Source organism: Saonia sp. (genome assembly GCF_056326165.1).
The window spans coordinates 50,888-75,394 of sequence record NZ_JBWFBN010000005.1; the positions used below are offsets into that span (position 1 = coordinate 50,888).

Genomic DNA, 24,507 nt, shown 5'->3' on the forward strand with positions numbered 1-24,507 from the left:
TTTAGAGTGTGAAGCGTACTGTTTTTATTTTCTCCTCTTTGATTATTGCCTTATTAGTCTTGTTTCAAATAAGTACTTATTCCTATTTATCCGGAACCATATCAATTGAAATAATTATTGCGGTCATAGCCATTGTCTTTTTTTTAATTGGTATGTACTTAAATAAAAAGGATTCTAACCAAGACATTACTCCTAAAAATAACATTGACCACAACCAAATAAAACAACTAGGGCTTAGCTCCAGAGAATATGAAGTCCTTGTTGAAATAAAAAATGGTCTATCTAATAAAGAGATAGCAAACAAACTTTTTGTTTCAGAAAGTACTATAAAAACCCATGTATCCAATCTGCTGATAAAACTAAACGTCAAAAGAAGAACACAAGCCATACAGAAAGCCAAGAAGCTTCAGATTATATCATTTTAAATAAAAATCAATCAATTAATATCATTTTGGTACTTTAGTATGAATGGTTTATGAATATCTACAGCTATTTTTGAACAAACTATAATACTTAAATAAATGAAAAAAACTGTTTTACGTTATGGAGTTTATGGGGCCATTTTAATCTGTATACTTTTTCTCTTGGCTTGGACATTAGGAAAAGAATTTGACTATTCTACACAAGAAATTATAGGGTACGCTTCCATGCTGGTCTCTCTTTCTTTTGTCTTTTTTGGCATAAAACATTTTAGGGATAAAGAAAACAAAGGGATTATCAGTTTTAAAAAAGGATTGACCATTGGTATACTTATAAGCCTTATTACTGCTTTTGCCTTTGGAATTTTGGATATTATCTATATTAAATTCATTAATCCAGATTTTATGGCAGAATATTATGCTCATTCTGTTGAGCAAATGAAAGCAACACTCTCACCCGAAGATTTTAAAATAAAACTTGAAGCTCTAGAAGCCGAAAAAGAGCTTTTTTCTAGTCCATTAATGAACTTCTTCTTAATGTTCATAACCGTTTTTGTGATTGGTTTTATAATCTCTTTACTTTCTGCTTTAATTCTACAACGTAAATAATCTCTTTATGACCATTGATGCCAAGACACCAGATGAATATATCTCTAAACTTCCTGACGACCGTAAAGAAGTGGTGTCAAAAATTAGAACATTAATCAAAAAGAATTTGCCAAAAGGATTCCAAGAGTGTATTAGTTATAAAATGATTGGGTATGTGGTACCCCATGAAACTTATCCAGATGGATACCATTGTGACCCAAAATTACCTCTTCCTTTTATAAATTTAGCCTCGCAAAAAAACTTTGTGGCCCTTTACCATTCGGGCATCTATGCAGACCCTAAGCTATATGATTGGTTCGTATCCGAATATCCAAAACATTGCAAGCGTAAATTAGATATGGGGAAAAGTTGTATCCGTTTTAAAAATATGGGTGATATTCCCTATGTACTCATTGGAGAGCTCTGTGCTAAAATGACTCCTACCGATTGGATAGACTTATATGAACATAACATTAAGAAAAAATGAAAAAAAGAGTAACTGGATTGGGAGGATTTTTCTTTAAAGCAAAGGACCCTAACAAAGTAAAGGAATGGTATAAAACTCACCTTGGGTTAAATACAGATCAATATGGCTGTACTTTTTGGTGGAAAGACAAGGAGGGGAACGATTGCTCCACCCAGTGGAGTCCTATGAGTGAGGACACTACCTATTATAAACCCAGTGAAAAGCAATTTATGATTAATTATAGGGTAGAAAATTTGGTTGAACTATTGGAGGTATTAAAGAAAGAAGGTGTTACTGTTGTAGGGGAAATTGAAGAGTTTGAATACGGAAAATTTGGATGGATCTTAGATCCAGAAGGCAATAAATTAGAGCTTTGGGAGCCTTTTGACAAAGCGTTTCTTTAAAATAGAAATATTTACTACATTAGAGTTTCATTTTAACCAACACATAAACACTATGTCAGACGAAGAAAAAGATTTAGGAGATAAAGCAAAAGATGCATTGGACGATGCGAAGGATGCAGCAAAAGAGGCCGCCGAAAAAGCAAGTGAAAAAGCCTCTGAATTAAAAGAAGATGCAAAAGAAGCATTTGAAGATGCAAAAGAGTCCGCAAGTGAATTTGCTGAGGAAGCAAAAGAAACTGCAAAAGAATTTACTGATAGTGCCAAAGAAGCTTTCAGTGGTGCAACTGGTGATAATAAAAAAATATTGGCTGGTATTTTGGCAATTGTTTTGGGTGGATTTGGAATCCACAAATTTATTTTAGGGTATACCAAAGAAGGTGTTATTCTTTTGGTTTGTACCATAATTTTGGGAATAATAACTTGTGGCATTGCGAACGGACTTATTTGGCTAATAACTTTAATAGAAGGTATTATATACTTGACCAAGTCAGATGAGGAGTTTTACAACACCTACCAAGTAGGTAAAAAACCTTGGTTCTAAGAATAGAAAAGTCAGATTTTTTAGGTCTGGCTTTTTTTATATTATTTATTATCGTAATATTGCAATATTAAAATACGTTATGGGCGTTACTAAAACACAAATTTTTACGGAAAAACAGAATCAGTTAGCCATTATTCTAAAGGTATTGGCACATCCCGCACGTATTGCTATTCTACAATATATAAGCAAACAAGAAGCATGTATTTGCAACGATATTGTTGAAGAGGTTGGTTTGGCGCAACCCACAATTTCGCAGCATTTAAAAGAATTAAAAAAGATAGATTTAATAAGTGGAGAAATAGAAGGGAAAAGTGTTTGTTACTGTATCAATTTAAAAAAATGGAAAGAGATTCAGCGGCTTTTAAACTCCTTCTTTGTAACCACCCAATCCAATTGTTGTTAATAAAATAGATATATCATGAAAACAAATCAATTTTTAGAATTATTAAAAGAGCACCAAAATAAAAGCCTTCTTTTTGAATACAAGCCTGGTGCTTTGGTTGGTGCCAATTACCATATTACCGAAGTTAAAAACGTCAACATAGAGTCTGTTGACTGTGGCGCTGGCACAGATGCTTGGAAAGAAACCATAATTCAGCTTTGGGAAAGTCCTTCAGAAATAGGCAAAACAGAATACATGTCAGTTTACAAGGCAATGGGAATTTTAAACAAAGTGGATAAGATGAGAACCATGGATAGAAATGCCGAAGTAAAATTTGAATATAGCAATCCAGATTTTCACACAGCCCAACTCTTTGTCAATGATTATACAATAGATGAAAATAATCTTACCATGCAACTTGCAGTAGAAAAAACAGATTGCAAAGCAAAGGAAACTTGTGGCGTTCCAGAAACAGTTGAAGAAGGTATTACAGAAGGTAGTTGTGCGCCTGGAAGTGGTTGTTGTTAATTTAAAAAGGGACTATGGAAATTTTATATTATTTGGCAAGCTTTTGTTTAGTAATTTTTATGATTTTAGCCACCTATGATGGTTTTTACCTACACATCTGGAAATATCAACTGTTCAATAGAAAAGAAAGTGTTTTAGAACATAAAACGCATTCCATAAGGGCTATTTTATTTCCGTTAATTGTATGGTTTCTTTTCATAACCGAAAATAATGAGGTTGCTTTCCTAATAGGTTGTACCCTTGTAATTGTTGACATGATAGTATTAGGTATTGATGCCTATTCAGAAAAGGAAAGTAGAAATTTTATGGGGGGATTACCTCAGTGGGAATACATTATACATGTTTTCTCAAATGCATTTCATTTTGCTGCCATTGCACTTGTTCTTGCGTCAAAATTAAGAATCAATAAAAACTCCTTAACTCTTGTTGATTCAATAGCCATCTCAACTGGTAAAGAAATATTTACTTTTATAAGTATTAATATAATTCCTGGTTCTCTAGTTTTGGCTTTGCTACATGTTTTATTACTGTTTAGAAATCCGCAAACCATCTGGACAAAGTACAGAGCAAAAGTAATATGTTGTTAAAATGGGCCAAATAAAACCAAGAGCAATGCTCCCAGATGATTGGTTGGCAGTTTCAGAAATTTATGCCGAAGGAATTGCAACGGGCTATGCCACTTTTGAAACTACTGTTCCCGATTACACTTTATGGGACAACGCCCACCTAAAAGAATGTAGGTTTGTTGCAGAAAAAGACAATGTTATTTTAGGCTGGGCGGCCCTATCTCCTGTTTCTAGTAGATGTGTGTATGGTGGTGTTGCTGAAGTGAGTATTTATATAGGAAAGAACAATAGGGGTCTTGGTGTAGGGAAAAAGTTAATGGAAAAGCTGATTTCGGAAAGTGAAAACCAAGGTTTTTGGACTTTACAATCTGGTATTTTCCCTGAGAACATAGCTAGTATTAAACTACATGAAAAATCCGGATTCCGACATATTGGAAAAAGAGAGCGAGTTGGAAAATTAGACAATGTCTGGAAAGACAATCTATTATTTGAAAGAAGAAGTAAAACTGTAGGCATATAAAAAAATGGATAAAAAGCAATTGCTCCCAGAAATAGAAAAAAAAATTAAGTTGTTAAATACAAATGAGATAACAACGGAACGAGAAGCAATACTTAATCCTTTAGTGGGCTATGTTAAAACTAAAATTGAAACCCAACAACCTATACGGTTAAATTTTATTTGCACGCATAACTCTCGCAGAAGTCATTTATCACAAATATGGGCACAGGCTATCGCCTATCATTTGGGAATTAAAAACGTATTCTGTTACTCTGGAGGGACAGAAGCCACAGCCTTGTTCCCAATGGTTGCAGATACTTTAAGTGATACGGGTTTTGAAATAAAAAAACTCTCTGAAAATAAAAATCCTGTGTACGCTGTAAAATATGCTAACAATGAGCATCCAATCATAGGCTTTTCAAAAACATATGACGACACATTCAACCCAAAATTTGGGTTTGGAGCTATCATGACATGTTCTAGTGCCGACCATGGTTGTCCATTTGTCGCTGGTGCAGAGAAAAGATTCCCAATCACCTTTGAAGATCCAAAAGCATTTGACAATACCCCCCAACAAGTAGAAAAATATAGAGAAAGAAGTTTACAGATTGCTACGGAATTACTTTATGTATTTTCTAAGGCTAAATCTTAAAAAGAAGTTGTACTTACTTGGGTTGTGACTCAGCCAATTTGCGTTCCAACTCGGATTGAAATTCTTCCATTACTGGTTTTACGGTACTTTCTGGCAAATCCGCAATCTTAATGTACATTAAACCATCTACAGAATTGTTGAACAATGGGTCTACATTAAAGGCCACCACTTTTGCATTTTGCTTAATATACTTCTTAATAAGTACTGGCAAACGAAGGTTTCCAGGTTCTACTTCATTGATAAGTCTATCAAACTTATTTAAATCGGCCTGAGTCTCGTCAAATACAAATTCTTTATCTGCATCTGTAAGTTTAACTTTAAATTCCTTCTTAGGGCGGATATACTGTGCCACATAAGGGTCCCAATAATTAGATTTCATAAACTCAATCATCAAGGATTTAGAAAAATTAGAAAACTGGTTACTAATGCTCACCCCGCCAATTAAATATTTGTGCTCTGGAAAGCGAAGAGTCGTATGCACAATCCCCTTCCATAATAAAAAAAGAGGCATTGGCTTCTGTTGGTACTCTTTTACAATATAAGCACGTCCCATTTCTATAGACTTACTCATCATATCGTGCAGTTCTGGTTCTAATCTAAAAAGATCTTGGAGATAAAATCCATCAATCCCATAATTGGCATAAATCTGAGAACCCATTCCCATCCTGTATGCCCCAACTATTTCCTTTTCAGTATCATCCCACAAAAACAAGTGATGATAATAAGAATCAAATCTATCCAAATCAATGGCATTATTGGTGCCTTCTCCAATTGCTCTAAAAGTTACCTCTCTTTGTCTACCAATTTCCTTTAAAATAAAAGGCATATCCTGTTCTTGGGCAAGAAACACCTCGTAGTTTTTGCTTTGCAGTAATCGGCAATCCTTTTCCCTAAGCTTTTCAATCTCTCCTTGAATCACTTCGGTACGAACAGCAGAGGCTATTTTTTTAGGAGCTTTTGGAATTTTTATTGTTGTAGGGATTTGATCCCTTAACCTTTCTTTTTCATAGGCATTTGCCAGTATGTAGGTTTTCTTCCTCAACAATTCCGTAAAGTCTTCCAAAGTCTCCTGCTCTTTTTGAGCCTGTACGGAAATAGGCTGACCAATTCTTACCTTGATTGGTCTATTTTTTTGAGTATATACTTCTGATGGTATTTTAGCAGTTCTAAAAACTCCGCTAATTTTTGCCAACCTATAGAAAAAATTACTGTTCTTGGCATGAAAATAAATAGGTACTACTGGCACTTCTGCCTTTCGTATAAGTTTTAGAGCTGCTTCTTCCCAAGGCCTGTCTACAATTAACTTACCATCTCTATGTGTTGATACTTCACCAGCAGGAAAAATACCCAATGGGTGGCCTTCCTTTAAATGCTGAAATGCCATTTTAAAACCCGCAATACTACTTCTTGCCTCCTTGTGTTCTTCAAAAGGATTTACAGGAATAATATATGGAATCATTGGCTTCATCCTTTGCAATAAAAAGTTCGCCATTATTTTATAGTCTGGACGTTTTTCAACCATTAACTTCAATAGCAAAATTCCATCAATAGCACCTAGTGGGTGATTGCTAATAGTAATATAAGCACCATCTTTGGGTAAACGTTTATAATCTTCTTCTGGAATGGAATAATCTATTTCGTAGTGGTCTAATATAGCATTGGGATAATGCACCCCTTCCAAATCTGCTATGGTGTCATAAAAGGAATTAATACTGGAAATTCGTGTCACTTTCAACAAAACCCATCCTAAAAAAGTACCTAAAATGCCATATTTTTCAAGTTTTATGGCCTTTGCTACCTCTTTTGCCGTCACTAATCCCATGTTGCCTCTATAAAGTTTGGTAAATATAAATATAGGAAAATCCCCAAATGTACAGTTAAAATCATAAGGGAATAAAAAAGAAAAAAACCTTATTTTACCACTAGCTGAAGCGTTTCCTTTCCGCGCTGTTCCAATAGTACTTCTTTTCCATTTTGGAGCGATTCTATTGCCTGTACATCAAAATGGCGAATGGTATATAATGAAACATCCTCATGGCAAACCACTTTAAACTTTGCTTTTAAATGGTTTAAAAGCTCATGAAGCCTACCAAATTTGTTATCCACACAAACCGAAAAGCTAATGGCCGAGTTCTGGATAAGGTCCACCTTCATTTTATACTCATGGAAGAGTTTAAAAATCTCACTGATACTGTCCTCTACAATAAAAGAAAAATCCAATGAAGACAATTTTACCAAAGCCTGTCCTCTCCTAACTATAAAACAAGGTACTTTTGGTTCTATTCCATTTCCTTTACCAACTGTAGTTCCTTTATCATTAGGGTTTACAAAAGATTTTACATGCAAAGGAATTTCCTTGCGCTGCAAAGGTTGTAATGTTTTAGGATGGATTACCGAAGCGCCATAAAATGCAAGTTCAATAGCTTCTCGGTACGAAATCTTATTGAGCAATTGGGTGTTTTCAAAATACCTTGGGTCTGCATTCAAAACCCCTGGAACATCTTTCCAAATAGTAACAGAGTTTGCATTGAGGCAATAAGCAAAAATGGCTGCTGAATAATCCGAGCCTTCTCTACCCAAGGTAGTGGTGAAATTATTTTCATCACTACCTAAAAAACCTTGAGTAATGTATAATTTGTCTTTGTCTACGGCTTCTGTGATTTTTGCCTGAGTACTTTCCCAATGCACGTGTGCTTCTCTATGGTTGCTATCAGTTTTTATTACAGAACGTACATCTAACCAATTGCAATCAATTCCAATTTCGTTAAAATAAGCATTGATAATGGTAGTTGATACTAATTCTCCATAACCAACCACTTGATCATAGACAAAACTATAATTAGGAGATTTATTTCTGGACAAAAAATCCTGAACATCATCAAAAAATGATTTTACCTGGCCAAATATTGGATGCCTATCATTGGAAAACAAATCCAACAAAATGGCATTGTGATATTTTACAACTTCCTGTACTGCAGAAGACAAAGAGCCTTGATCATCAAAATACGCCCTCACAACTTCCTCCATGGCATTTGTAGTCTTACCCATGGCAGACACAACTACCAGTGTGTTTTCATGCCCAACTTCTTTAAGGACATTTACTACGTTTTTCACTCCATCTGCATCTTTTACAGATGCTCCTCCAAACTTAAAAACCCTCATTTACTATTTTCAATAAAATTTTGTATTCCTTTTTCGTTTAATTGTACCACATCCCAATCTCTCATCACCTTAGCTCCTTTACTTTCATAAAAATCTATGGCGGGGTCGTTCCAATCCAATACTTCCCAACAAATGCGTTTAACTCCCAAGCTATGGCCATATTTTACTACCTCTGCCAATAAAGCAGAGCCCAAGCCTTTCCCACGTGCGCTTTCACTTACAATTAAATCTTCTAAGTGGATTACTGGTCCTTTCCATGTTGAGTATCTTGGATAGACCAATGCAATACCTATAATATTATTATCAGTTTCTGCTACAAAACAATGAAAGAGTTTTTTATCTCCGAAACCATCTTTTATTAAATTGTCAACAGTAACCTCAACAGCGTTTTCCTCTTTTTCAAATATTGCCAACTCTTTTATAAGCCCCAATACTTGGGACATATCATCAGCAACAGCAGTTCTAATTATATAATTCATATTTGTTATAAATAAAACACAAAGTTATAAATTTAAAAAACATTGAGAAATAACCCCTAAATGTTTCACAAAATATTCCCTTCAAAGAAAAAATAAAACATCTAAAAAAAGCGGAGCAATATAAAATTGCTCCGCTTCCAAATATTATTTTTAAGTTGTACTACCTATTCATATTTTTAACCTCCTCAACAAAATCATCTAAATCTACTCCTTGTCTCACCAATTTTAGCGCTTTGTCCACGACATAGGAAATGTTTTCTGATGAAAATCCAAGTCCAACACCTAAACGCTCAAGTACTGCAGTCTGTCTTTCACCCAACTCATCATCTGCATAAACCATACGTGTAAGATCATACAAACGCTCCAATCTATCATTGTATCCCGTTGGTGGGTTTATTGGGTGTGTCATATACCCTTTTAGGATTTCTTTATAATCCTCATCATCAATATCTAACCTACGAGCCAAACGGTCCAAAAACGCTTTTTCTCCATCGGTAATAATTCCATCACTCATGGCAACCCTTACTATAGCCGCAAAGTGACCTTGATTCCTTTTCTGAAATCCACTATCAAATAAATCTAAAATTGACATGCTTTTTTTAATTTAATAGGGGCAAAGATAATTTTTTTAATAGTGAAAAGTGCTGTTATCTTTGCAGAAAATTTTAGGATTGGTTAAATCCACTATTTCAGAGTTATTCGCACAGTCTTTGCAACTGCAAAAACTGGGAACTGCCATTGCCAACAACCAAAAAAATATTCATTTAAAAGGCGTTACAGGTTCTTTCCTTTCCTTTTTATTATCAGAAACTTTTAAAAATGCCGATGCTCCTTTTCTACTCATCCTAAATGATAAAGAAGAGGCTGCATATATCCTTAATGATCTAGAGCAATTAGTAGGTGAAAAGGATGTGCTTTTCTATCCAGGTAGTTATAGGCGACCATACCAAATTGAAGAAACAGACAATGCCAATGTTCTGTTACGTGCAGAGGTTTTAAACCGTATTAATTCCAGAAAAAAACCAGCCATTATTGTTACGTATCCTGATGCCCTTTTTGAAAAAGTGGTCACTAGGAAAGAGCTAGAAAAAAATACCCTGAAAATTAAAATTGATGATACCATTTCTCTGGACTTTTTTAATGAGGTTTTGTTTGAATATCAATTTAAAAGGGTAGACTTTGTAACAGAACCAGGAGAGTTTTCGGTACGCGGAGGAATAGTGGATGTTTTCTCTTTCTCACATGACGAACCCTACCGAATTGAATTTTTTGGAGATGAAGTGGAAAGCATTAGAACTTTTGATGTAGAAACGCAATTATCAACTGACCAAGTTTCAAAAATTACGATTATTCCCAATGTGGAAAATAAATTTTTGAATGAAACACGAGAGAGTTTTCTTAAATACATTTCTTCTAAAACTGTTGTTTTTTGTAAAAATCTGGATTTAGTTTCAGCAAGAATTGATTCCCTTTTTTATAAGGCTGAAGAAGCTTTTACTAAACTGTCAAGCGATATAAAGCACCAAACCCCTGCAGAGCTTTTTGTAAACTCAGATTTTTTAATAAGTCAATTAAAAGATTATAGATTAATTGAACTCAGTAATTCCAATACCAATGTTTCAACTGCGCTCAATATAGCATTTGACACAAAACCTCAGCCATCCTTCAATAAGAAGTTCGATTTATTGATAAATGATCTTAATGAGAACCATACCAAGGGCTATACCAATTACATTTTTTGCGCATCGGAACAACAGGCAAAACGCTTTAATGATATTTTTGATTCTGAAAGTAATCAAGAAGCAGCCAAACAAGTACATTACAAAACAATTGTTTTTCCTATTTATCAAGGTTTTATAGACCGCGACCTAAAAATCGTTTGTTATACAGACCATCAAATTTTTGAGCGCTATCATAAATTTCAGCTTAAAAATGGCTATGCCAAAAAGCAGGCCATTACCTTAAAGGAACTTACCAAACTGGAAATTGGTGACTATGTAACTCACATTGACCACGGTATAGGAAAATTTGGAGGGTTACAAAAAATAGATGTTGAGGGCAAAAAACAGGAAGCCATCAAATTAATGTATGGCGAGCGAGACATTTTATATGTCAGTATTCATTCACTTCATAAAATTTCCAAATTCAACGGTAAGGATGGTGCGCCTCCTAAAATTTACAAATTGGGGTCCAATGCATGGAAATCACTAAAGCAAAAAACAAAGACCAGAGTTAAAAAAATTGCTTTTGACCTTATTAAAATCTATGCAAAAAGGAGACTGAAAAAAGGATTTCAATATGCCCCAGACAGTTATTTACAGCATGAGCTTGAAGCCTCTTTTATCTATGAAGATACTCCAGACCAAAGCACTGCTACTGAAGATATTAAAAGGGATATGGAGAATGAGCGACCCATGGACCGCTTAATCTGTGGGGATGTAGGTTTTGGAAAAACTGAAGTGGCCATCCGAGCAGCTTTTAAGGCTGTGGACAATGGCAAGCAGGTGGCGGTTTTGGTGCCTACCACTATTTTGGCATTTCAACACAACAGGACTTTTAAAGAGCGATTAAAAGAGTTACCCGTCACGGTTGATTATGTTAACCGATTTAGAACTGCGAAAGAAAAAAGGGAAACTCTAGAGAATTTAGAAGCCGGTAAAGTTGACATTATTATTGGAACACATCAGCTTGTCAACAAAAATGTAAAGTTTAAAGATCTAGGACTTTTGATTGTGGATGAGGAACAAAAATTTGGGGTTGCTGTTAAAGATAAGCTTAAGTCTATTAAAGAAAATGTAGATGTGCTGACACTAACGGCTACTCCCATTCCCAGGACCCTGCAGTTTAGTCTAATGGCGGCTCGAGATTTATCAGTTATTACAACTCCCCCACCTAATCGCTATCCAATTGAAAGTCAGGTAATTCGTTTTAGCGAAGAAACTATAAGAGATGCTGTTTTTTATGAAATTCAACGTGGAGGACAGGTGTTTTTTATTCACAACCGAATAGAAAACATAAAAGAAGTTGCCGGTATGGTACAGCGCTTGGTTCCCGATGCTAAAATTGGTATCGGTCATGGGCAAATGGAAGGAAAAAAACTGGAAACACTTATGCTTTCCTTTATGAACGGGGAGTTTGATGTACTTGTCTCTACCACCATTGTAGAAAGTGGTTTGGATGTGACAAATGCCAATACCATTTTTATAAACAATGCCAATAATTTTGGTCTGAGCGACCTACACCAAATGCGCGGACGTGTTGGGCGAAGCAATAAAAAGGCTTTCTGCTATTTTATTACACCACCTTATGACGTTATGACTAACGATGCTAGAAAACGCATACAGGCCTTGGAGCAATTTACAGAATTGGGCAGTGGTTTTAATATTGCCATGAAAGATTTGGAAATTAGAGGAGCAGGTGATTTATTGGGAGGAGAGCAAAGTGGTTTCATCAATGAAATTGGGTTTGATACCTATCAAAAAATATTGGCAGAAGCTATTGAAGAACTTAAAGAAAATGAATTTAAGGAGTTGTATGATGAGGTAGAAGGTCATCATGAAACAGTCTTTGTAAAAGATACTCAAATTGATTCTGATTTTGAGCTTTTGTTTCCGGATGATTACATCAACAATATTACAGAAAGATTAAATCTCTATAATCAGCTTAACAAAGTGAAGGATGAAACAGAACTCCAAAAATTTGAAGCTGAGCTTATAGACCGTTTTGGAGAACTACCTATCCAAGTAGAGGATTTATTAAACTCCGTTCGCATAAAATGGATTGCCAATGGTATAGGTCTGGAAAAGGTGGTCATGAAAAAAGGAAAGTTGATTGGTTATTTTATTGCCGACCAACAATCTGCTTTTTACCAAAGTTCAACTTTTACAAAAGTGCTTCAATTTGTGCAATCCCATACCCAGCTATGCAAGATGAAAGAAAAACAAACCAGAAATGGGCTGCGTTTACTTTTGGTTTTTGAAGGGATTACATCAGTGGATAAAGCAGTTAAAGCACTGCGCCCTTTTGAAAAAAATTAATTCACTGTTGTGTATTACGAATCTATTTCTAATTTATAACCAATACCATGAACATTGGTTATTTTAATAAAATGATCCTCTTTTAATTTCTTGCGCAATTTTGAAATATATGTATCTAAACTTCTACTTACAACAACACCATTATCTTCCCAAACCTTTTTTGTTAACACATCTCGTTTTATGATTTGATTTGGGTTAGCTACAAATATTTCTAATAACTCGCATTCTTTTTTGGAAAGATTAATTTCTACAGCCTCTTTTATCAACTTATTTTGCTCTGGATAAAATTTAAAACTACCTATTGCCATAAATTTTTCATCGCCATTTTCTAATAATTGTTCTTTCCCTCTTTTAAAATACCAAAAAATCAAAAATGCTAAACCAACAAAAACAATAAGAAAGAAAAGCGTTTGTATATTTAGAAAAGAACCTTTTTTACGAATAAACCTCACCTCAATAGAATAACATTTTTTTGGTAAAAGCCTTCCACTACAAGGAATAATAATACTTTTTTCTTCTGCGCTCATTTCATAACTATAAGCAATTTCTTTGTTTAAGCATTGTACAACTTCAACACGATAATATTTAGGAAGTTTTGATTTTTGAAAAGAACTATCAATAATTAAAACTAGATTACGTGGATTAATAGACAATTGACGCTGAAATGATAATTCATATTTGAGTTTTTCCATTTCAACAATTGGTAATATCAAAGATGTTGTGTCTTGATTTGATAGTAGTAACTGATGACCTACATTTCTTAATGAAATTTTTACCCTTTCAGAAAATGCTTCATTTTGGTTATCAAAGCATGAAACCATTTGTATGGAAAACAAAACAATAATAATCACCGCCAAGGTATAAATAGCTCTTCTACTCATAATTAGTGTAAAGAACATATAATTTAAAGACTTTTTACAATTGTTGACACTTCTTTTACATTCTTTTGACACTTATCAGTCAATGTCGATTTAGTTTTACTAAAAAATAAACCCAATATGAATACATCCAAAAGAATATATAATAAAGCTGTTTTACTTGGAACCTTTATACTAATAGCCCTACTATTTACATCTTGTAATCTAGCTAAAAAAGAAATTAATAAAAACTCAAATAAAGCAGATAAAATAGATGAACTCATAAGTCAATATTCTGACTATGGAGGTTTCAACGGTTCAGTTCTAGTTTCGCATGAAGGCCATATTATTTATAAAAAAGGTTTTGGGTTTTCAGATATGGAGTGGGATATTCCCAATAAAACTGATACAAAATTTCGAATTGCTTCTGTAACCAAACCTTTTACTGCAATGCTTGTTATGCAATTGGTTGCCGAAGGAAAATTAAAATTGCATGAACCTATAAGTACTTATTTACCTGAGTACCCAAAAAAATATGGTGGACAAATTACCATACATCACCTTCTAAACCATACCTCAGGCACAGTAAGAGACTATGAAGATAAATTGCCCTTAAATAAATATCCCGACAGACAACGACCAGAAATATTGGTTGCAGAATATTCCAATCTTCCACTTGAATTTAAACCCGGAGAACAGTTTGCATATAGTAATTCTGGCTATATGACATTAGGCTATATAATTGAAACTATAACCGGTAAATCTTATGAAACCGTTTTACGAGAAAATATTTTAACTCCTCTTGGCATGAAAAATACTGGAGTAGACAAACATAGACCTCTTATAAAAAATAGAGCCAAAGGCTATTTCAAAAGTTTTGGAGATTATTATAATGCCAATTATATAGATATGTCAAATATTCCAGCTGTTGGCAACCTATATACAACAGTAGAGGATATGTTTCTTTGGGATCAAGCCTTGTATACTGAAACACTATTGCCAAACAAGTATTTAACTATGCTATTCAATAAACATATTCCAGATTCTGATTATGGAGGTTATTATGGCTATGGTTGGGAACTTAAAGAAAAACCTATTGGCAATACTACTAACCTGGTGGAGACAGTTGGCCATAGTGGGTCCATTCAAGGTTTTTGTGCATTATTCACAAGAATTCCATCCAGTAATTCTTCAGTTATTTTTTTGAATAATACGAGACGTGCTTATTTAAATACTATGACTACTTCAATTATTGGCATTTTAAATGACACTACCTATAATCTTCCTAAAAAACCATTGGCTAAATTTATGTCTCAGGTAATCATAAAAGAAGGTGTTGATAAAGGAGTTTTGTTTTATCAAGAACATAAAAATTCAAAAGATTATTACATAGATGAAACCGAACTTATAGTTTCCGGTTACAAATTGTTGCATGCCGGAAACGCAAAGGATGCAGCGGCAGTTTTTAAATTAAGTATTGATGTTTTTCCTGATAAGGATAATCCATACGATAGCTATGCAGAAGCACTTATGGCGCTAGGAAAAAATAACGAAGCAATAAAAAATTATAAAAAGTCTTTAGAGCTAAATCCCAACAACAATAATGCAAAAGAAATGTTGAAAACATTAGAAAAATAAAAAATATCTTATTAAGCTTTCAGACATATTTACTTACTGTTTTTTGAAGTATTAATCGACTCTATAAAAAAGTTAAGCCTCATTAATTTGCAGAAGAAATTGATGGGATTAAAAATTATCAAAAAAACACTACTTTTAAGGTTCAACCACCTTAAAATCAAACAATGAAAAATTCATCTTTTTATCTCCTTGCTGGTCTGCTTCTTTTTTTAGGTGCCTGTAAGGAAAATCCAAAAACCTCATCCGAAGTTGAAACCGTTGAATATGTTGTCAATAATGATGCTATTGCCCGTTTGGATTCTACCCTAAAAAGTTTCGTAGATGCTGGCGACATTGCGGGAGTTTCTGCCCTGGTTTTTGAAAAGGACAAGGAAGTCTATTACAATGCTTTTGGGCTTGCAGACCGTGAGGCTAAAAGGCCCATGGACCGCAATACTATAGTTCAGATTTATTCCATGACCAAACCAGTTACAGGAACAGCATTGATGACTTTATATGAAGAAGGAAAGTTTGATTTAGACGACCCTCTTTCCAAATATGCTCCAGAATTTGCTAACATGAAGGTATATGTAGGAGAAGATGCATCAGGAAAACCAATTCTGGAAGATGTAAATAGAGAAATCACCATTAGGGATATTACAAGGCATACCGCTGGATTTGGTAACAATGCCAACATCCCTGGATTGGGCAAACTAATTGGTGAGGCAGATGCTATGAACCGAGAAAACACCTTGGTAGAAATGGCAGAAAAACTGGGAAGTACCCCGTTACATTTTCAACCTGGCACCCAATGGGAATATGGCCCATGTGTAGATGTACAAGCTTTTATGGTAGAACGTATCTCTGGCCAGCCGTATAAAGAATATGTAAGAGAACATGTTTTGGACCCTCTTGGACTTTCAAAAACCAGATATTTTATTCCTGAAGAAGATCGTAATCAATTTGCTGGGATGTACCTTAGAAGTGAAGAAGGTGAGCTATCTAGATTGCCAGATGAAAATACGTTCCCCAATTATTTTGAGCATTGGCCTTTGACAAGGGGCGGTTCTGGTCTAACATCTACTTTGGATAATTATCAGCGATTTGCACGTATGCTGGTCAACAAAGGAACCATAGATAATGTTACAATTCTTAAACCAGAAACTGTTGAATTAATGGCCACCAATCATTTGGCCGATAGCATTACAGAACGTATGTGGCTACCAAGCAAAGGGCAAGTCGGTTTTGGAATTGACTTCGCAGTACGCCTACGTCCACCAGCAACAAAGGAAGAAAATAACGGGGTTGTTGGGGAGTTCTTTTGGGACGGTGCTGCCAGCACTTTATTTTGGGTGGACCCCGTAAATGAGCTAACTGCGGTGATGTTCGTTCAATTATTTCCTTATGACCAAATTGGATTGCACAAAGCTTTTAGAGACGCGGTTTATGGTCCCATTGAAATTGAATAATCGCTAATAAGATTCATGAAAATATTATTATGAAAATAACTTCTTTTTTTGCACTGCTGTTTCTTTTGTCTTGTACGTCCAATGAAGCTCAGGACTCTGATTCCATATATTTGATATCTCACTACGATCTTAAGGAATATCATATTCCCATGCGAGACGGTGCTGAGCTCTTTACAGTAATCTATACGCCAAAAGACAAGAGCAAAAAGTATCCCTTTTTAATGAATCGTACTTGTTACAATGCTTCTAAATATTCAGATTATAATGCAAAAACATATCCCTCTAGTTTCCTTGTACAAGACGGTTATATTTTAGTGTACCAAGATGTTCGTGGCCGCTATATGAGTGACGGTCTTTTTGATAATATGACTCCCAATATTCCAGGGAACTACCCAAAGAATAAAACTGATATTGATGAAAGTTCCGATACTTATGATACTATTGAATGGTTGCTGAAAAATATTACAAATAATAATGGAAAAGTGGGTATGTATGGTGTTTCCTATCCTGGATTTTATACTGCCGCTGCCCTACCCGATGCGCACCCTGCTTTAGTAGCGTCATCACCACAAGCACCAATTTCCGATTTCTTTTTTGATGATTTTCACCATCAAGGAGCTTATTTAGAAAGTTATACGGCAGCATTTGCGGTTTTTGGATATCAAAAGGAAGAACGTACAAGGAAACCTTGGTACCTTGATAAAATTAATCGTTTTTATGATGACCCTGCCGCTGACGGGTATGATTATTATCTAAAAATGGGACCGCTTAAAAACATTACTGAAAAATACCATCATGATAATTTCTTCTGGAAACAGATTGTGGAACACCCCAATTATGATGAATTCTGGCAAAAACGAAACATTCTACCTCATTTAAAAGGAATTGACCATGCAGTTATGACCGTTGGTGGCTGGTTTGATGCGGAAGATTTATATGGACCCTTGTCAATCTATAAAAGCATAGAAGCAAACAATCCCAAAGCAAAGAATACTATTGTCATGGGACCATGGGCACATGGTGGTTGGGCAAGGGAACAAGGAAAAACCACACACAACCATATTTATTTTGGAGACAGTATTTCTACCTATTACCAAAGGGAGGTAGAACGTAAATTCTTTTCCCATCATTTAAAAGGAGGTGCCGATAGTAAGTTGCCTGAGGCTTATATGTTTGATACAGGAATTAAAGAATGGAAAAGTTTTGAAAATTGGCCTCCAAAAGAAGTGGAACCTGTTTCACTTTATTTTGGTGAGAATGGCCAGCTGGGAATCAATGAACCAATAGATGAAAAGGCCTCATTTAGTTATATAAGTGACCCAAGCAAACCCGTTCCATATAGATCGGAAACAGAAGGGCTCACCTTTACGCCTAGATGGTTTATGAGCGATGATCAGCGCCATGCATCACGCAGACCAGATGTGTTGACCTTTGAAACCAAAGAGCTTACCGACCCACAAACCATCGCTGGTGAAATTATGGCACAACTTAAGGTAAGCATGACGGGTACTGATGCTGATTTTATTGTAAAATTGATTGATGTATATCCTCAAGACCATGAAAATTATGACCATAATCCTAAAAATGTGGTTATGGGCGGCTACCAGCAACTAGTAAGATCAGAAGTGTTCCGTGGTAGGTATAGAAATAGTTTTGAAAAACCTGAGCCTTTTGTATCTGATGAAATTTCTGATGTTAATTTTAGGTTGCAAGACGTACTCCATACCTTTAAAAAGGGGCATAAAATAATGGTACAGATTCATAGTACTTGGTTTCCTTATATTGACCGTAACCCACAAAAATATGTGGAAAATATCTATGATGCTAATAAAGAAGATTTTGTTAAGTCTACCATTACAGTACATGGTTCATCTATTGTAAAAGTTGGTGGAAAAGTGGATTGCTGTAAATCCTTGCCTGCATTTATGGCACAAAATCCCATTATTAAAGACTAATATTTTATGTATGCTTAAAATCCAAAAAATTGTTCTTTCCCTAGTGCTCCTACTTGGTTATGGATTACAGGCGCAACATACTATTTACGGTTCTTTTTCCCCACCTAAAGAGCATAAGTGGGTCATTGCCTATCATTTAAATTCTGGAAACCCAACATTCGTAGCGAATACTAGAATGCAGAATGGTAATTTTATGTTGAACATTGCCCAAGATGCACCCAAAGGCACCTATCGTTTGGTATATGGCGTTCCCCAAGATGAATTATATTTTGATATTATTTATAGTGGAAAAGAAGACATTCACTTGACTTTTGATTCAGCTCAAGGAGTAACTTTTTTATCATCCAATGAAAATCTTCTTTTTAATGCCTATTTTTCTGAAATTACATCAACTCAATATGAAATAATTAGTTGCTACCAAGAGGGAGTTTCAGATGAAAGTACTTATGCTTTTTTGAATGAAAAATTAAAAAATATTCAACAGACCTATGAGGAAAAAACCGAAGGATTAATCGCCAATCATTTTATAAAAGCAAATTTTCCATATGTTTCTAACAAGTTCGAATCTGCCAAGGAATATATTCAGCATACAAAGGATTCCTATTTTAATCATATAAATATTGGCGATCCAATTCTACAGAGTTCTAGTTTTTTAACGGACAAGATTGAAAATTATGTATTCACCTCTCTTCCCTTGGAAACATTAACCCAAGAGGAAACGGAACTTGTTATGTTCAAAAATTTGGAAACTGTAAACAAAAAAATGTCTACAGTGGATGATTCGTATAAACTGCGTGTTTTTTATTCCTTATGGAAACAAGCTGTTACTAAAGGCTTAAATAATATTTCTGACACTATTTTTAATGACTATTTAAAAATATCTGCAGAAAAAACAAATAACCATAAAATCATAAATGATATAGACCAATACAATAGGTTAAGAATTGGTGCTATTGCTCCTGAGATTACATGGACTAAAAGCAATACTACTAAAAAACTTAGTGAATTAAACGCAGGTCAAACTTACATAATTGTATTTTGGAGTAGCACTTGCCCACATTGTTTAAAGGAACTTCCAGAACTCCACAAAGAGCTAAAAAAATATCCCAATGTAAAGGTAGTTGCGGTTGGCTTAGAGGATGATGAAACTATGTGGAAACCAGAATCTGCAAAGCTTCCAGATTTTGAACATGCAATTGCACTAGGCAAATGGGGGAGTGATTATGCCAAGCTGTATTTAATACAAAAAACACCAACGTATTTTATTCTTGATAAGGATAAGCGCATTATTTCTAAACCTGAAACAGATAAAGAAGCAATTTCTTTTTTACGGGATAAGTAATTCTATAATGTTTTTAAATCCTTAATGGTTTTAAAGGCTACATCCACTTGCTCGTCATCAACCAGAATGGTAAACTCATTGGTTGTAGAAATAACTTCATACAAGACTATGCCTTCCCATGCCAAACGCTGAAATATGAAATAATAGATTCCTGGTACGGAAACATTTTCTGCAGGAAGTTTAACGGTAATCGATGAAAGATTCTTGGCTTTTTGAGTACACTTTTCTGAACTAAAAAGTTCTTCAACCGTCTTATCCAATAGGTTGCTGATTACAATATTTATTTCATTTACTCCCCTCGAAGATGTATAGAACACATCTTGATTGGCATTTACAGCTTCCAAAAGTTTTGCTTGCTGCGTTAAAATAGTATCAGAGGCTAAAAAAGTATAATCCGTTAACGAAGACCTTACTGTTATTTCTCCAATATTTTTTAAAACCTTGATTATTTTATGAGTAGCTCTAAACTCCAAATCATCAGAAAGGCGTTTTAATGCCATTACAATAGCACCATTCCTAATATCCTTCCCTAATTCATTCTCAATTTCTGGCTTTACAATTCTCGAAAGTGAGGTAAGGTTTATAATTCCTTGGGCAAGAGCACTTTGCAAAAATGGCTTCTTCTTAATGTACTGTTCTACTACAGAGGAAATCGTCTTCATTACTTTAAGTTTTGAGCAAAAATAACAAATTGTTATAAATAAAACAAATTTTTAAAAATGATAAAATGCATTTTTTATATGTTCTATCTCAAATCGATTGTTCTTTTTAAGAATTGTAATAATATCAAATCGCACTTCTACATCTAAATCATTATCAATTACATAGTAGTCCGCAGCCAGTAACATAAGTTTGATTTTCTTTGGTGTTACCGTTTCAGCAATATTCTCATAAAAATCGGTACTTCTAGACTTTACCTCTACAATAGCCAAGGTTTGTTCTTTTTGAGCAATAATATCAATTTCCGCTTTTTGATACCTATAATTACGATATTTAATAGCATATCCTTCTTTAATTAAGAAATCCACCGCCAACTGCTCTCCTTTTTTTCCAAACTCGTTACTTTTTGCCATAATTTTTAAAAAATCCTAAAATAAATGTGTATTTGGTCGAAAATTTTACCTCTTCATCGGCAGTTTTAAACATTAGATTGTAATTTCCCCAGCAGAACATCGAAAATATTGATTTTAAAATACTTAATTGTACAGTTAAACGTTTAAAAAAGTAATTTATCGATAACCAAGGATTTTAGTTGCCCCAAAACTATGAACCTACATTTTATTAAATGCCCCAAAGACTATGGAATATTTCATTAATTGTAATACTTCTACACTTGCGCCTTATACTGTTCCTTTAGATGAACTTAGGGCTGCACACTTGTATAGAAGATTAGGTTTTAGCGCATCTGTTGAAACCATTAACGCCGCAGTTGGACAAACTGCCAATGCCTTAGTGGACACCCTCATCAATGAGGCTCTTTCCATGGCTCCCACTCCTGCTCCTGTATGGGCAGATTGGGACAACACCAATTACCCAGCAGATGATGATCTTGCCAGGGATATGAGGCGAGCCCAAACGCAAGAATGGAGGATTGCCTATGGCAATACCATGCTCAACAACAACCTTAGAGATAGATTGAGTTTTTTTTGGAGCAATCATTTGGTTACAGAGTTTAGAGTCTATGATTGCAACTCATATCTGTACCATTATATTAATTGTCTGCAACGCCATGCCATTGGTAACTTTAAAGACTTTGTTAGTGAAATTGGCTTGACCAATGCAATGCTCTATTATTTGGATGGAGTATATAATAATGGCAACAACCCCAATGAAAATTATGCCCGTGAGCTTTATGAGCTTTTTACCTTAGGTGAGGGAAATGCCTACACTGAAGAAGATATTATTGAAACAGCCAGAGCTTTAAGTGGCTATACGGAAAGAGGAGAAGAAGGCTGTATGCCAGTAACCTTTAATCCAGAAAGGCATGATGCCGGAAGCAAAACCATCCTGGGCCAAACAGGGAACTGGGGGTATGATGATGTAATTGATATTCTGTTTAACGAACGTGCCAATGAAATTGCAGGGTTTATCTGTAAAAAATTATATGAGTTCTTTGTACATCCAGATTCTAACGATGATGCTGGTAATGCGCAGACTATAATCTCTGGAATGGCAACAACTTTTGTGGCCAACAATTTTGAAATTGCTCCAGTATTATCCCAGCTATTTAAAAGTGAACACTTTTTTGATGATGAGGCCATTGGCGTAATTATCAAAAGCCCAATGGATTACTATTTTAATTTCATCAAAGAATCAAATTTCTCTTATGATGATAATACGGTTGATAGTGCCATTGATGCCTGTCCACTCCTTGGACAGGAATTGTTCAATCCTGTAGATGTTGCTGGATGGCAAAGAGACAGACAATGGATTAACACCAATTTTATGATTGGTAGATGGTTGACCATAGAGGTTTTTATTGCAAGTTTCTATCAGAATAATCCAGAACAGTTTAGAACTTTGGCAATGGATGCCGTTGGAGCTGCTGATAGTAATACCAGTAACCCAAGAATAGTTGTGGAAGCAATCGTGAACAAGTTTACCCCAAAAGGATTGTTGACCCAAGCAGATTTTGACAATGCGCTTTCAGTATTTACAATTGAGGATGTCCCCGAGAGCTATTATGGTCCAGACTATGTGGCTGGCGGACTATCCCTTTGGATGTTGGCAGTAAGCATGGAAGTTCCTTCACAAGTTTACTTGTTATTATTACATCTATCTAGACAACCAGAGTTTCAACTAAAATAAAACCTACTACTATGTGCGATACCCACGATAATCACCCTCATAAGGCTTTACACAATGAAGGCCATGATGAAGAACATAAAACCTGGAGCAGACGATCGTTTTTGCAAGCTTTAGGAATAGCTGGATCTGGTTCCATGATGTTAGGCAGCAATATGCTTACAGCATCTGCACCATCTCCATTAGCTGCTGCTATTGCTGCAGCAGAAACTGATAATATTTTGATATTGATACGTTTATCTGGAGGAAATGACGGTCTTAGTACAGTTATTCCTTTAGAACAATATGATGAATATGCCAATGCAAGGCCAAATATTTACATCCCAGAAAGTAAAGTATTAAAACTTACTGATGAATTTGGTGTTCCATCTTATATGAATGCTTTGGAACCTATGTGGGGCGAAGGAGCATTTAAAGCGGTACATGGTGTAGGCTATGAAGGACAAAGTCTATCTCACTTTACGGGATCCGATATTTTTGCCAATACCGACTTATCCTCTACTGGCTTTTTTGGTCGAAACACAGGTTGGATGGGAAGGCATTTTGAAAATATTTATCCAGATTATTTAATTAATCCGCCAGCGGCTCCAGCTGCAATACAGGTTGGTCAATATGGTAGTTTGGTTTTTCAAGGTGACGAGACAAATTATGCCTTTGTAACCTCTAACATTGATCAGTTAGAACAAATTGCTGAATCTGGTGTACAGTATCCATTGGATGATACTTTGTTCAATGATTGTATGTATGGCGATCAATTAAAATTCCTTAGGGGTGTTGCCAACACTACTTATGAGTATTCTGGATTAATCCATGAAGCTTATGAACGTGGTGAGGCTCTAGATTGTGGTGTTGAATATCAAGACAATGGTTTTGCAAGACAATTAGCTCTTTTGGCTAAATTGATTAAAGGAAATCTAGGAACCAAAGTATATATGATTTCTATGGGTGGTTTTGATACCCATGGTAACCAACCTTTGGCGCATGAAAGATTAATGTCCACCCTATCGATAGCCATTAAGGATTTTTATGAAGATCTAGCTTGTACAGAACAAGATGAGCAAGTATTGAGTATGACTTTTTCAGAATTTGGAAGAAGAATATTTGAGAATGGTTCTAATGGTACAGATCATGGTAAAGCAGCACCTACATTGTTCTTTGGTTCTGGTTTAAATGGTAGTGCCTTTGTTGGAGATCATCCTGCATTGGATAACCCTAACGGAAGAGGAAACCTAGAATATACCATGGATTTTAGAAATCTCTATGCTACTGTAATGGCAGAATGGTTGTGTGTGGATATTCCTTTGGTAGAACAACATATTATGGATGGTTATACTTATCAACCAGTAGATTTAGGGTTTAATTGTAGTGGGGTTGATTTCCCAGACATTGCCTATAGTGATGATCCGCCAACATTGCCAGATACTCCGCCAAGTGATGAAATGGGTGAGGAACCAAATCCAGATTTGTTGAATACTATTGTGCATAGACCTTTCTATCCTACAGAAAGCACTCCACATATTTATTTGGAAATGCCTTTTACAGCACATGTAGATATTCAATTATTCAATATTTTGGGACAAAAAGTAGGTACCATTTTTAACGAAATGGTATTGGAAGGCTCCCAAGAAATAAATATTAGAGCTAGTATAAGAGATTCACTGGCAACAGGGAAATATATATACAGAATTCAGGTTCAAGACCAGAAAATGAGTAAATCAGTCATGATTTCGTAAATCTTA

General features: G+C 35.1%; 24 protein-coding genes. 17 read left to right on the forward strand and 7 right to left on the reverse strand.

Going from position 1 to position 24,507, the window contains the following annotated elements; all coding sequences use genetic code 11:
• The first annotated feature begins 8 nt into the window (after positions 1–8).
• The 10 genes from AC000W_RS06240 (at position 9) to AC000W_RS06285 (ending at position 5,045) form a co-directional block, all read left to right on the forward strand.
• Positions 9–425 (forward strand): response regulator transcription factor, encoded by a 417-nt coding sequence (locus AC000W_RS06240; protein ID WP_474746911.1) that lies wholly within the window; start codon positions 9–11, stop codon positions 423–425.
• A gap of 96 nt (positions 426–521) precedes the next feature.
• On the forward strand, positions 522–1,028 hold the full coding sequence (locus AC000W_RS06245) for a DUF4199 domain-containing protein (protein ID WP_474746913.1): 507 nt from the start codon (positions 522–524) through the stop codon (positions 1,026–1,028).
• Between the two features lie 7 nt (positions 1,029–1,035).
• The gene (locus AC000W_RS06250) at positions 1,036–1,494 is read left to right on the forward strand and encodes a DUF1801 domain-containing protein (protein WP_474746915.1); all 459 of its coding nucleotides are present in this window, start codon (positions 1,036–1,038) and stop codon (positions 1,492–1,494) included.
• A complete protein-coding gene (locus AC000W_RS06255; RefSeq protein WP_474746916.1) occupies positions 1,491–1,877 on the forward strand; it encodes a VOC family protein in 387 nt (128 codons plus the stop codon). The genes AC000W_RS06250 and AC000W_RS06255 overlap by 4 nt, the downstream gene beginning before the upstream one ends.
• Positions 1,878–1,929: 52 nt before the next feature.
• Positions 1,930–2,418, forward strand: a complete 489-nt coding sequence (locus tag AC000W_RS06260; protein ID WP_474746918.1) for an NINE protein — start codon at positions 1,930–1,932, stop codon at positions 2,416–2,418.
• A gap of 79 nt (positions 2,419–2,497) precedes the next feature.
• Positions 2,498–2,821, forward strand: a complete 324-nt coding sequence (locus AC000W_RS06265) for an ArsR/SmtB family transcription factor (RefSeq protein WP_474746920.1) — start codon at positions 2,498–2,500, stop codon at positions 2,819–2,821.
• 15 nt (positions 2,822–2,836) lie between these two features.
• Complete coding sequence (locus AC000W_RS06270) at positions 2,837–3,328, forward strand: DUF6428 family protein (RefSeq protein WP_474746921.1); 492 nt, start codon at positions 2,837–2,839, stop codon at positions 3,326–3,328.
• A 14-nt stretch (positions 3,329–3,342) separates the two neighbouring features.
• Positions 3,343–3,915, forward strand: coding sequence for a hypothetical protein (locus AC000W_RS06275; RefSeq protein WP_474746923.1), 573 nt, complete (start codon positions 3,343–3,345; stop codon positions 3,913–3,915).
• Position 3,916: 1 nt separating this feature from the next.
• The gene (locus AC000W_RS06280) at positions 3,917–4,414 is read left to right on the forward strand and encodes an N-acetyltransferase family protein (protein ID WP_474746925.1); all 498 of its coding nucleotides are present in this window, start codon (positions 3,917–3,919) and stop codon (positions 4,412–4,414) included.
• Between the two features lie 4 nt (positions 4,415–4,418).
• Entirely contained in the window at positions 4,419–5,045 is a 627-nt protein-coding gene (locus tag AC000W_RS06285; protein ID WP_474746927.1) for an arsenate-mycothiol transferase ArsC, read from the forward strand.
• Between the two features lie 13 nt (positions 5,046–5,058).
• On the opposite strand, the gene AC000W_RS06290 is transcribed toward AC000W_RS06285, so the two are convergent.
• From AC000W_RS06290 to AC000W_RS06305, 4 genes are all read right to left on the reverse strand, one after another.
• Positions 5,059–6,867, reverse strand: coding sequence for a GNAT family N-acyltransferase (locus AC000W_RS06290; protein ID WP_474746928.1), 1,809 nt, complete (start codon positions 6,865–6,867; stop codon positions 5,059–5,061).
• Between the two features lie 89 nt (positions 6,868–6,956).
• Positions 6,957–8,207 carry an aspartate kinase gene (locus AC000W_RS06295; protein WP_474746930.1) on the reverse strand — a complete coding sequence of 417 codons (1,251 nt, stop codon included), beginning with the start codon at positions 8,205–8,207 and terminating at the stop codon, positions 6,957–6,959.
• Positions 8,204–8,686, reverse strand: a complete 483-nt coding sequence (locus AC000W_RS06300; RefSeq protein WP_474746931.1) for an N-acetyltransferase family protein — start codon at positions 8,684–8,686, stop codon at positions 8,204–8,206. The genes AC000W_RS06295 and AC000W_RS06300 overlap by 4 nt, the downstream gene beginning before the upstream one ends.
• A gap of 160 nt (positions 8,687–8,846) precedes the next feature.
• Positions 8,847–9,278 carry a tellurite resistance TerB family protein gene (locus tag AC000W_RS06305; protein ID WP_474746933.1) on the reverse strand — a complete coding sequence of 144 codons (432 nt, stop codon included), beginning with the start codon at positions 9,276–9,278 and terminating at the stop codon, positions 8,847–8,849.
• 79 nt (positions 9,279–9,357) lie between these two features.
• Here AC000W_RS06305 and mfd point away from each other — a divergent pair, with 79 nt between their 5' ends.
• Complete coding sequence (gene mfd, locus AC000W_RS06310) at positions 9,358–12,723, forward strand: transcription-repair coupling factor (RefSeq protein WP_474747127.1); 3,366 nt, start codon at positions 9,358–9,360, stop codon at positions 12,721–12,723.
• Positions 12,724–12,737: 14 nt separating this feature from the next.
• On the opposite strand, the gene AC000W_RS06315 is transcribed toward mfd, so the two are convergent.
• Positions 12,738–13,604, reverse strand: coding sequence for a winged helix-turn-helix domain-containing protein (locus AC000W_RS06315; RefSeq protein ID WP_474746935.1), 867 nt, complete (start codon positions 13,602–13,604; stop codon positions 12,738–12,740).
• 117 nt (positions 13,605–13,721) lie between these two features.
• On the opposite strand from AC000W_RS06315, the gene AC000W_RS06320 reads away from it, so the two are divergent.
• The 4 genes from AC000W_RS06320 (at position 13,722) to AC000W_RS06335 (ending at position 19,963) form a co-directional block, all read left to right on the forward strand.
• A complete protein-coding gene (locus tag AC000W_RS06320; RefSeq protein WP_474746937.1) occupies positions 13,722–15,218 on the forward strand; it encodes a serine hydrolase in 1,497 nt (498 codons plus the stop codon).
• Between the two features lie 164 nt (positions 15,219–15,382).
• Positions 15,383–16,666, forward strand: a complete 1,284-nt coding sequence (locus AC000W_RS06325; protein WP_474746939.1) for a serine hydrolase domain-containing protein — start codon at positions 15,383–15,385, stop codon at positions 16,664–16,666.
• Between the two features lie 29 nt (positions 16,667–16,695).
• Entirely contained in the window at positions 16,696–18,621 is a 1,926-nt protein-coding gene (locus tag AC000W_RS06330; protein WP_474746940.1) for a CocE/NonD family hydrolase, read from the forward strand.
• A gap of 10 nt (positions 18,622–18,631) precedes the next feature.
• Positions 18,632–19,963: a TlpA family protein disulfide reductase gene (locus tag AC000W_RS06335; RefSeq protein WP_474746942.1), complete on the forward strand. Its 1,332-nt coding sequence runs from the start codon at positions 18,632–18,634 to the stop codon at positions 19,961–19,963.
• 2 nt (positions 19,964–19,965) lie between these two features.
• Here the strand turns inward: AC000W_RS06335 and AC000W_RS06340 are convergent, their stop codons facing one another.
• Entirely contained in the window at positions 19,966–20,625 is a 660-nt protein-coding gene (locus AC000W_RS06340; protein WP_474746943.1) for an aspartate kinase, read from the reverse strand.
• A gap of 51 nt (positions 20,626–20,676) precedes the next feature.
• The gene (locus AC000W_RS06345; protein ID WP_474746945.1) at positions 20,677–21,036 is read right to left on the reverse strand and encodes a YraN family protein; all 360 of its coding nucleotides are present in this window, start codon (positions 21,034–21,036) and stop codon (positions 20,677–20,679) included.
• Positions 21,037–21,262: 226 nt separating this feature from the next.
• Here AC000W_RS06345 and AC000W_RS06350 point away from each other — a divergent pair, with 226 nt between their 5' ends.
• The gene (locus AC000W_RS06350) at positions 21,263–22,771 is read left to right on the forward strand and encodes a DUF1800 domain-containing protein (protein ID WP_474746946.1); all 1,509 of its coding nucleotides are present in this window, start codon (positions 21,263–21,265) and stop codon (positions 22,769–22,771) included.
• Between the two features lie 11 nt (positions 22,772–22,782).
• On the forward strand, positions 22,783–24,501 hold the full coding sequence (locus AC000W_RS06355; RefSeq protein ID WP_474746948.1) for a DUF1501 domain-containing protein: 1,719 nt from the start codon (positions 22,783–22,785) through the stop codon (positions 24,499–24,501).
• Positions 24,502–24,507 lie beyond the last annotated feature (6 nt).

Coding starts and splice junctions, on each gene's coding strand:
- AC000W_RS06245 (WP_474746913.1), top strand. CDS start 522: ATGAAAAAAACTGTTTTACGTTATGGAGTTTATGGGGCCATTTTAATC.
- AC000W_RS06250 (WP_474746915.1), top strand. CDS start 1,036: ATGACCATTGATGCCAAGACACCAGATGAATATATCTCTAAACTTCCT.
- AC000W_RS06255 (WP_474746916.1), top strand. CDS start 1,491: ATGAAAAAAAGAGTAACTGGATTGGGAGGATTTTTCTTTAAAGCAAAG.
- AC000W_RS06260 (WP_474746918.1), top strand. CDS start 1,930: ATGTCAGACGAAGAAAAAGATTTAGGAGATAAAGCAAAAGATGCATTG.
- AC000W_RS06265 (WP_474746920.1), top strand. CDS start 2,498: ATGGGCGTTACTAAAACACAAATTTTTACGGAAAAACAGAATCAGTTA.
- AC000W_RS06270 (WP_474746921.1), top strand. CDS start 2,837: ATGAAAACAAATCAATTTTTAGAATTATTAAAAGAGCACCAAAATAAA.
- AC000W_RS06275 (WP_474746923.1), top strand. CDS start 3,343: ATGGAAATTTTATATTATTTGGCAAGCTTTTGTTTAGTAATTTTTATG.
- AC000W_RS06280 (WP_474746925.1), top strand. CDS start 3,917: ATGGGCCAAATAAAACCAAGAGCAATGCTCCCAGATGATTGGTTGGCA.
- AC000W_RS06285 (WP_474746927.1), top strand. CDS start 4,419: ATGGATAAAAAGCAATTGCTCCCAGAAATAGAAAAAAAAATTAAGTTG.
- AC000W_RS06290 (WP_474746928.1), bottom strand. CDS start 6,867: ATGGGATTAGTGACGGCAAAAGAGGTAGCAAAGGCCATAAAACTTGAA.
- AC000W_RS06295 (WP_474746930.1), bottom strand. CDS start 8,207: ATGAGGGTTTTTAAGTTTGGAGGAGCATCTGTAAAAGATGCAGATGGA.
- AC000W_RS06300 (WP_474746931.1), bottom strand. CDS start 8,686: ATGAATTATATAATTAGAACTGCTGTTGCTGATGATATGTCCCAAGTA.
- AC000W_RS06305 (WP_474746933.1), bottom strand. CDS start 9,278: ATGTCAATTTTAGATTTATTTGATAGTGGATTTCAGAAAAGGAATCAA.
- AC000W_RS06315 (WP_474746935.1), bottom strand. CDS start 13,604: ATGAGTAGAAGAGCTATTTATACCTTGGCGGTGATTATTATTGTTTTG.
- AC000W_RS06320 (WP_474746937.1), top strand. CDS start 13,722: ATGAATACATCCAAAAGAATATATAATAAAGCTGTTTTACTTGGAACC.
- AC000W_RS06325 (WP_474746939.1), top strand. CDS start 15,383: ATGAAAAATTCATCTTTTTATCTCCTTGCTGGTCTGCTTCTTTTTTTA.
- AC000W_RS06330 (WP_474746940.1), top strand. CDS start 16,696: ATGAAAATAACTTCTTTTTTTGCACTGCTGTTTCTTTTGTCTTGTACG.
- AC000W_RS06335 (WP_474746942.1), top strand. CDS start 18,632: ATGCTTAAAATCCAAAAAATTGTTCTTTCCCTAGTGCTCCTACTTGGT.
- AC000W_RS06340 (WP_474746943.1), bottom strand. CDS start 20,625: ATGAAGACGATTTCCTCTGTAGTAGAACAGTACATTAAGAAGAAGCCA.
- AC000W_RS06345 (WP_474746945.1), bottom strand. CDS start 21,036: ATGGCAAAAAGTAACGAGTTTGGAAAAAAAGGAGAGCAGTTGGCGGTG.
- AC000W_RS06350 (WP_474746946.1), top strand. CDS start 21,263: ATGGAATATTTCATTAATTGTAATACTTCTACACTTGCGCCTTATACT.
- AC000W_RS06355 (WP_474746948.1), top strand. CDS start 22,783: ATGTGCGATACCCACGATAATCACCCTCATAAGGCTTTACACAATGAA.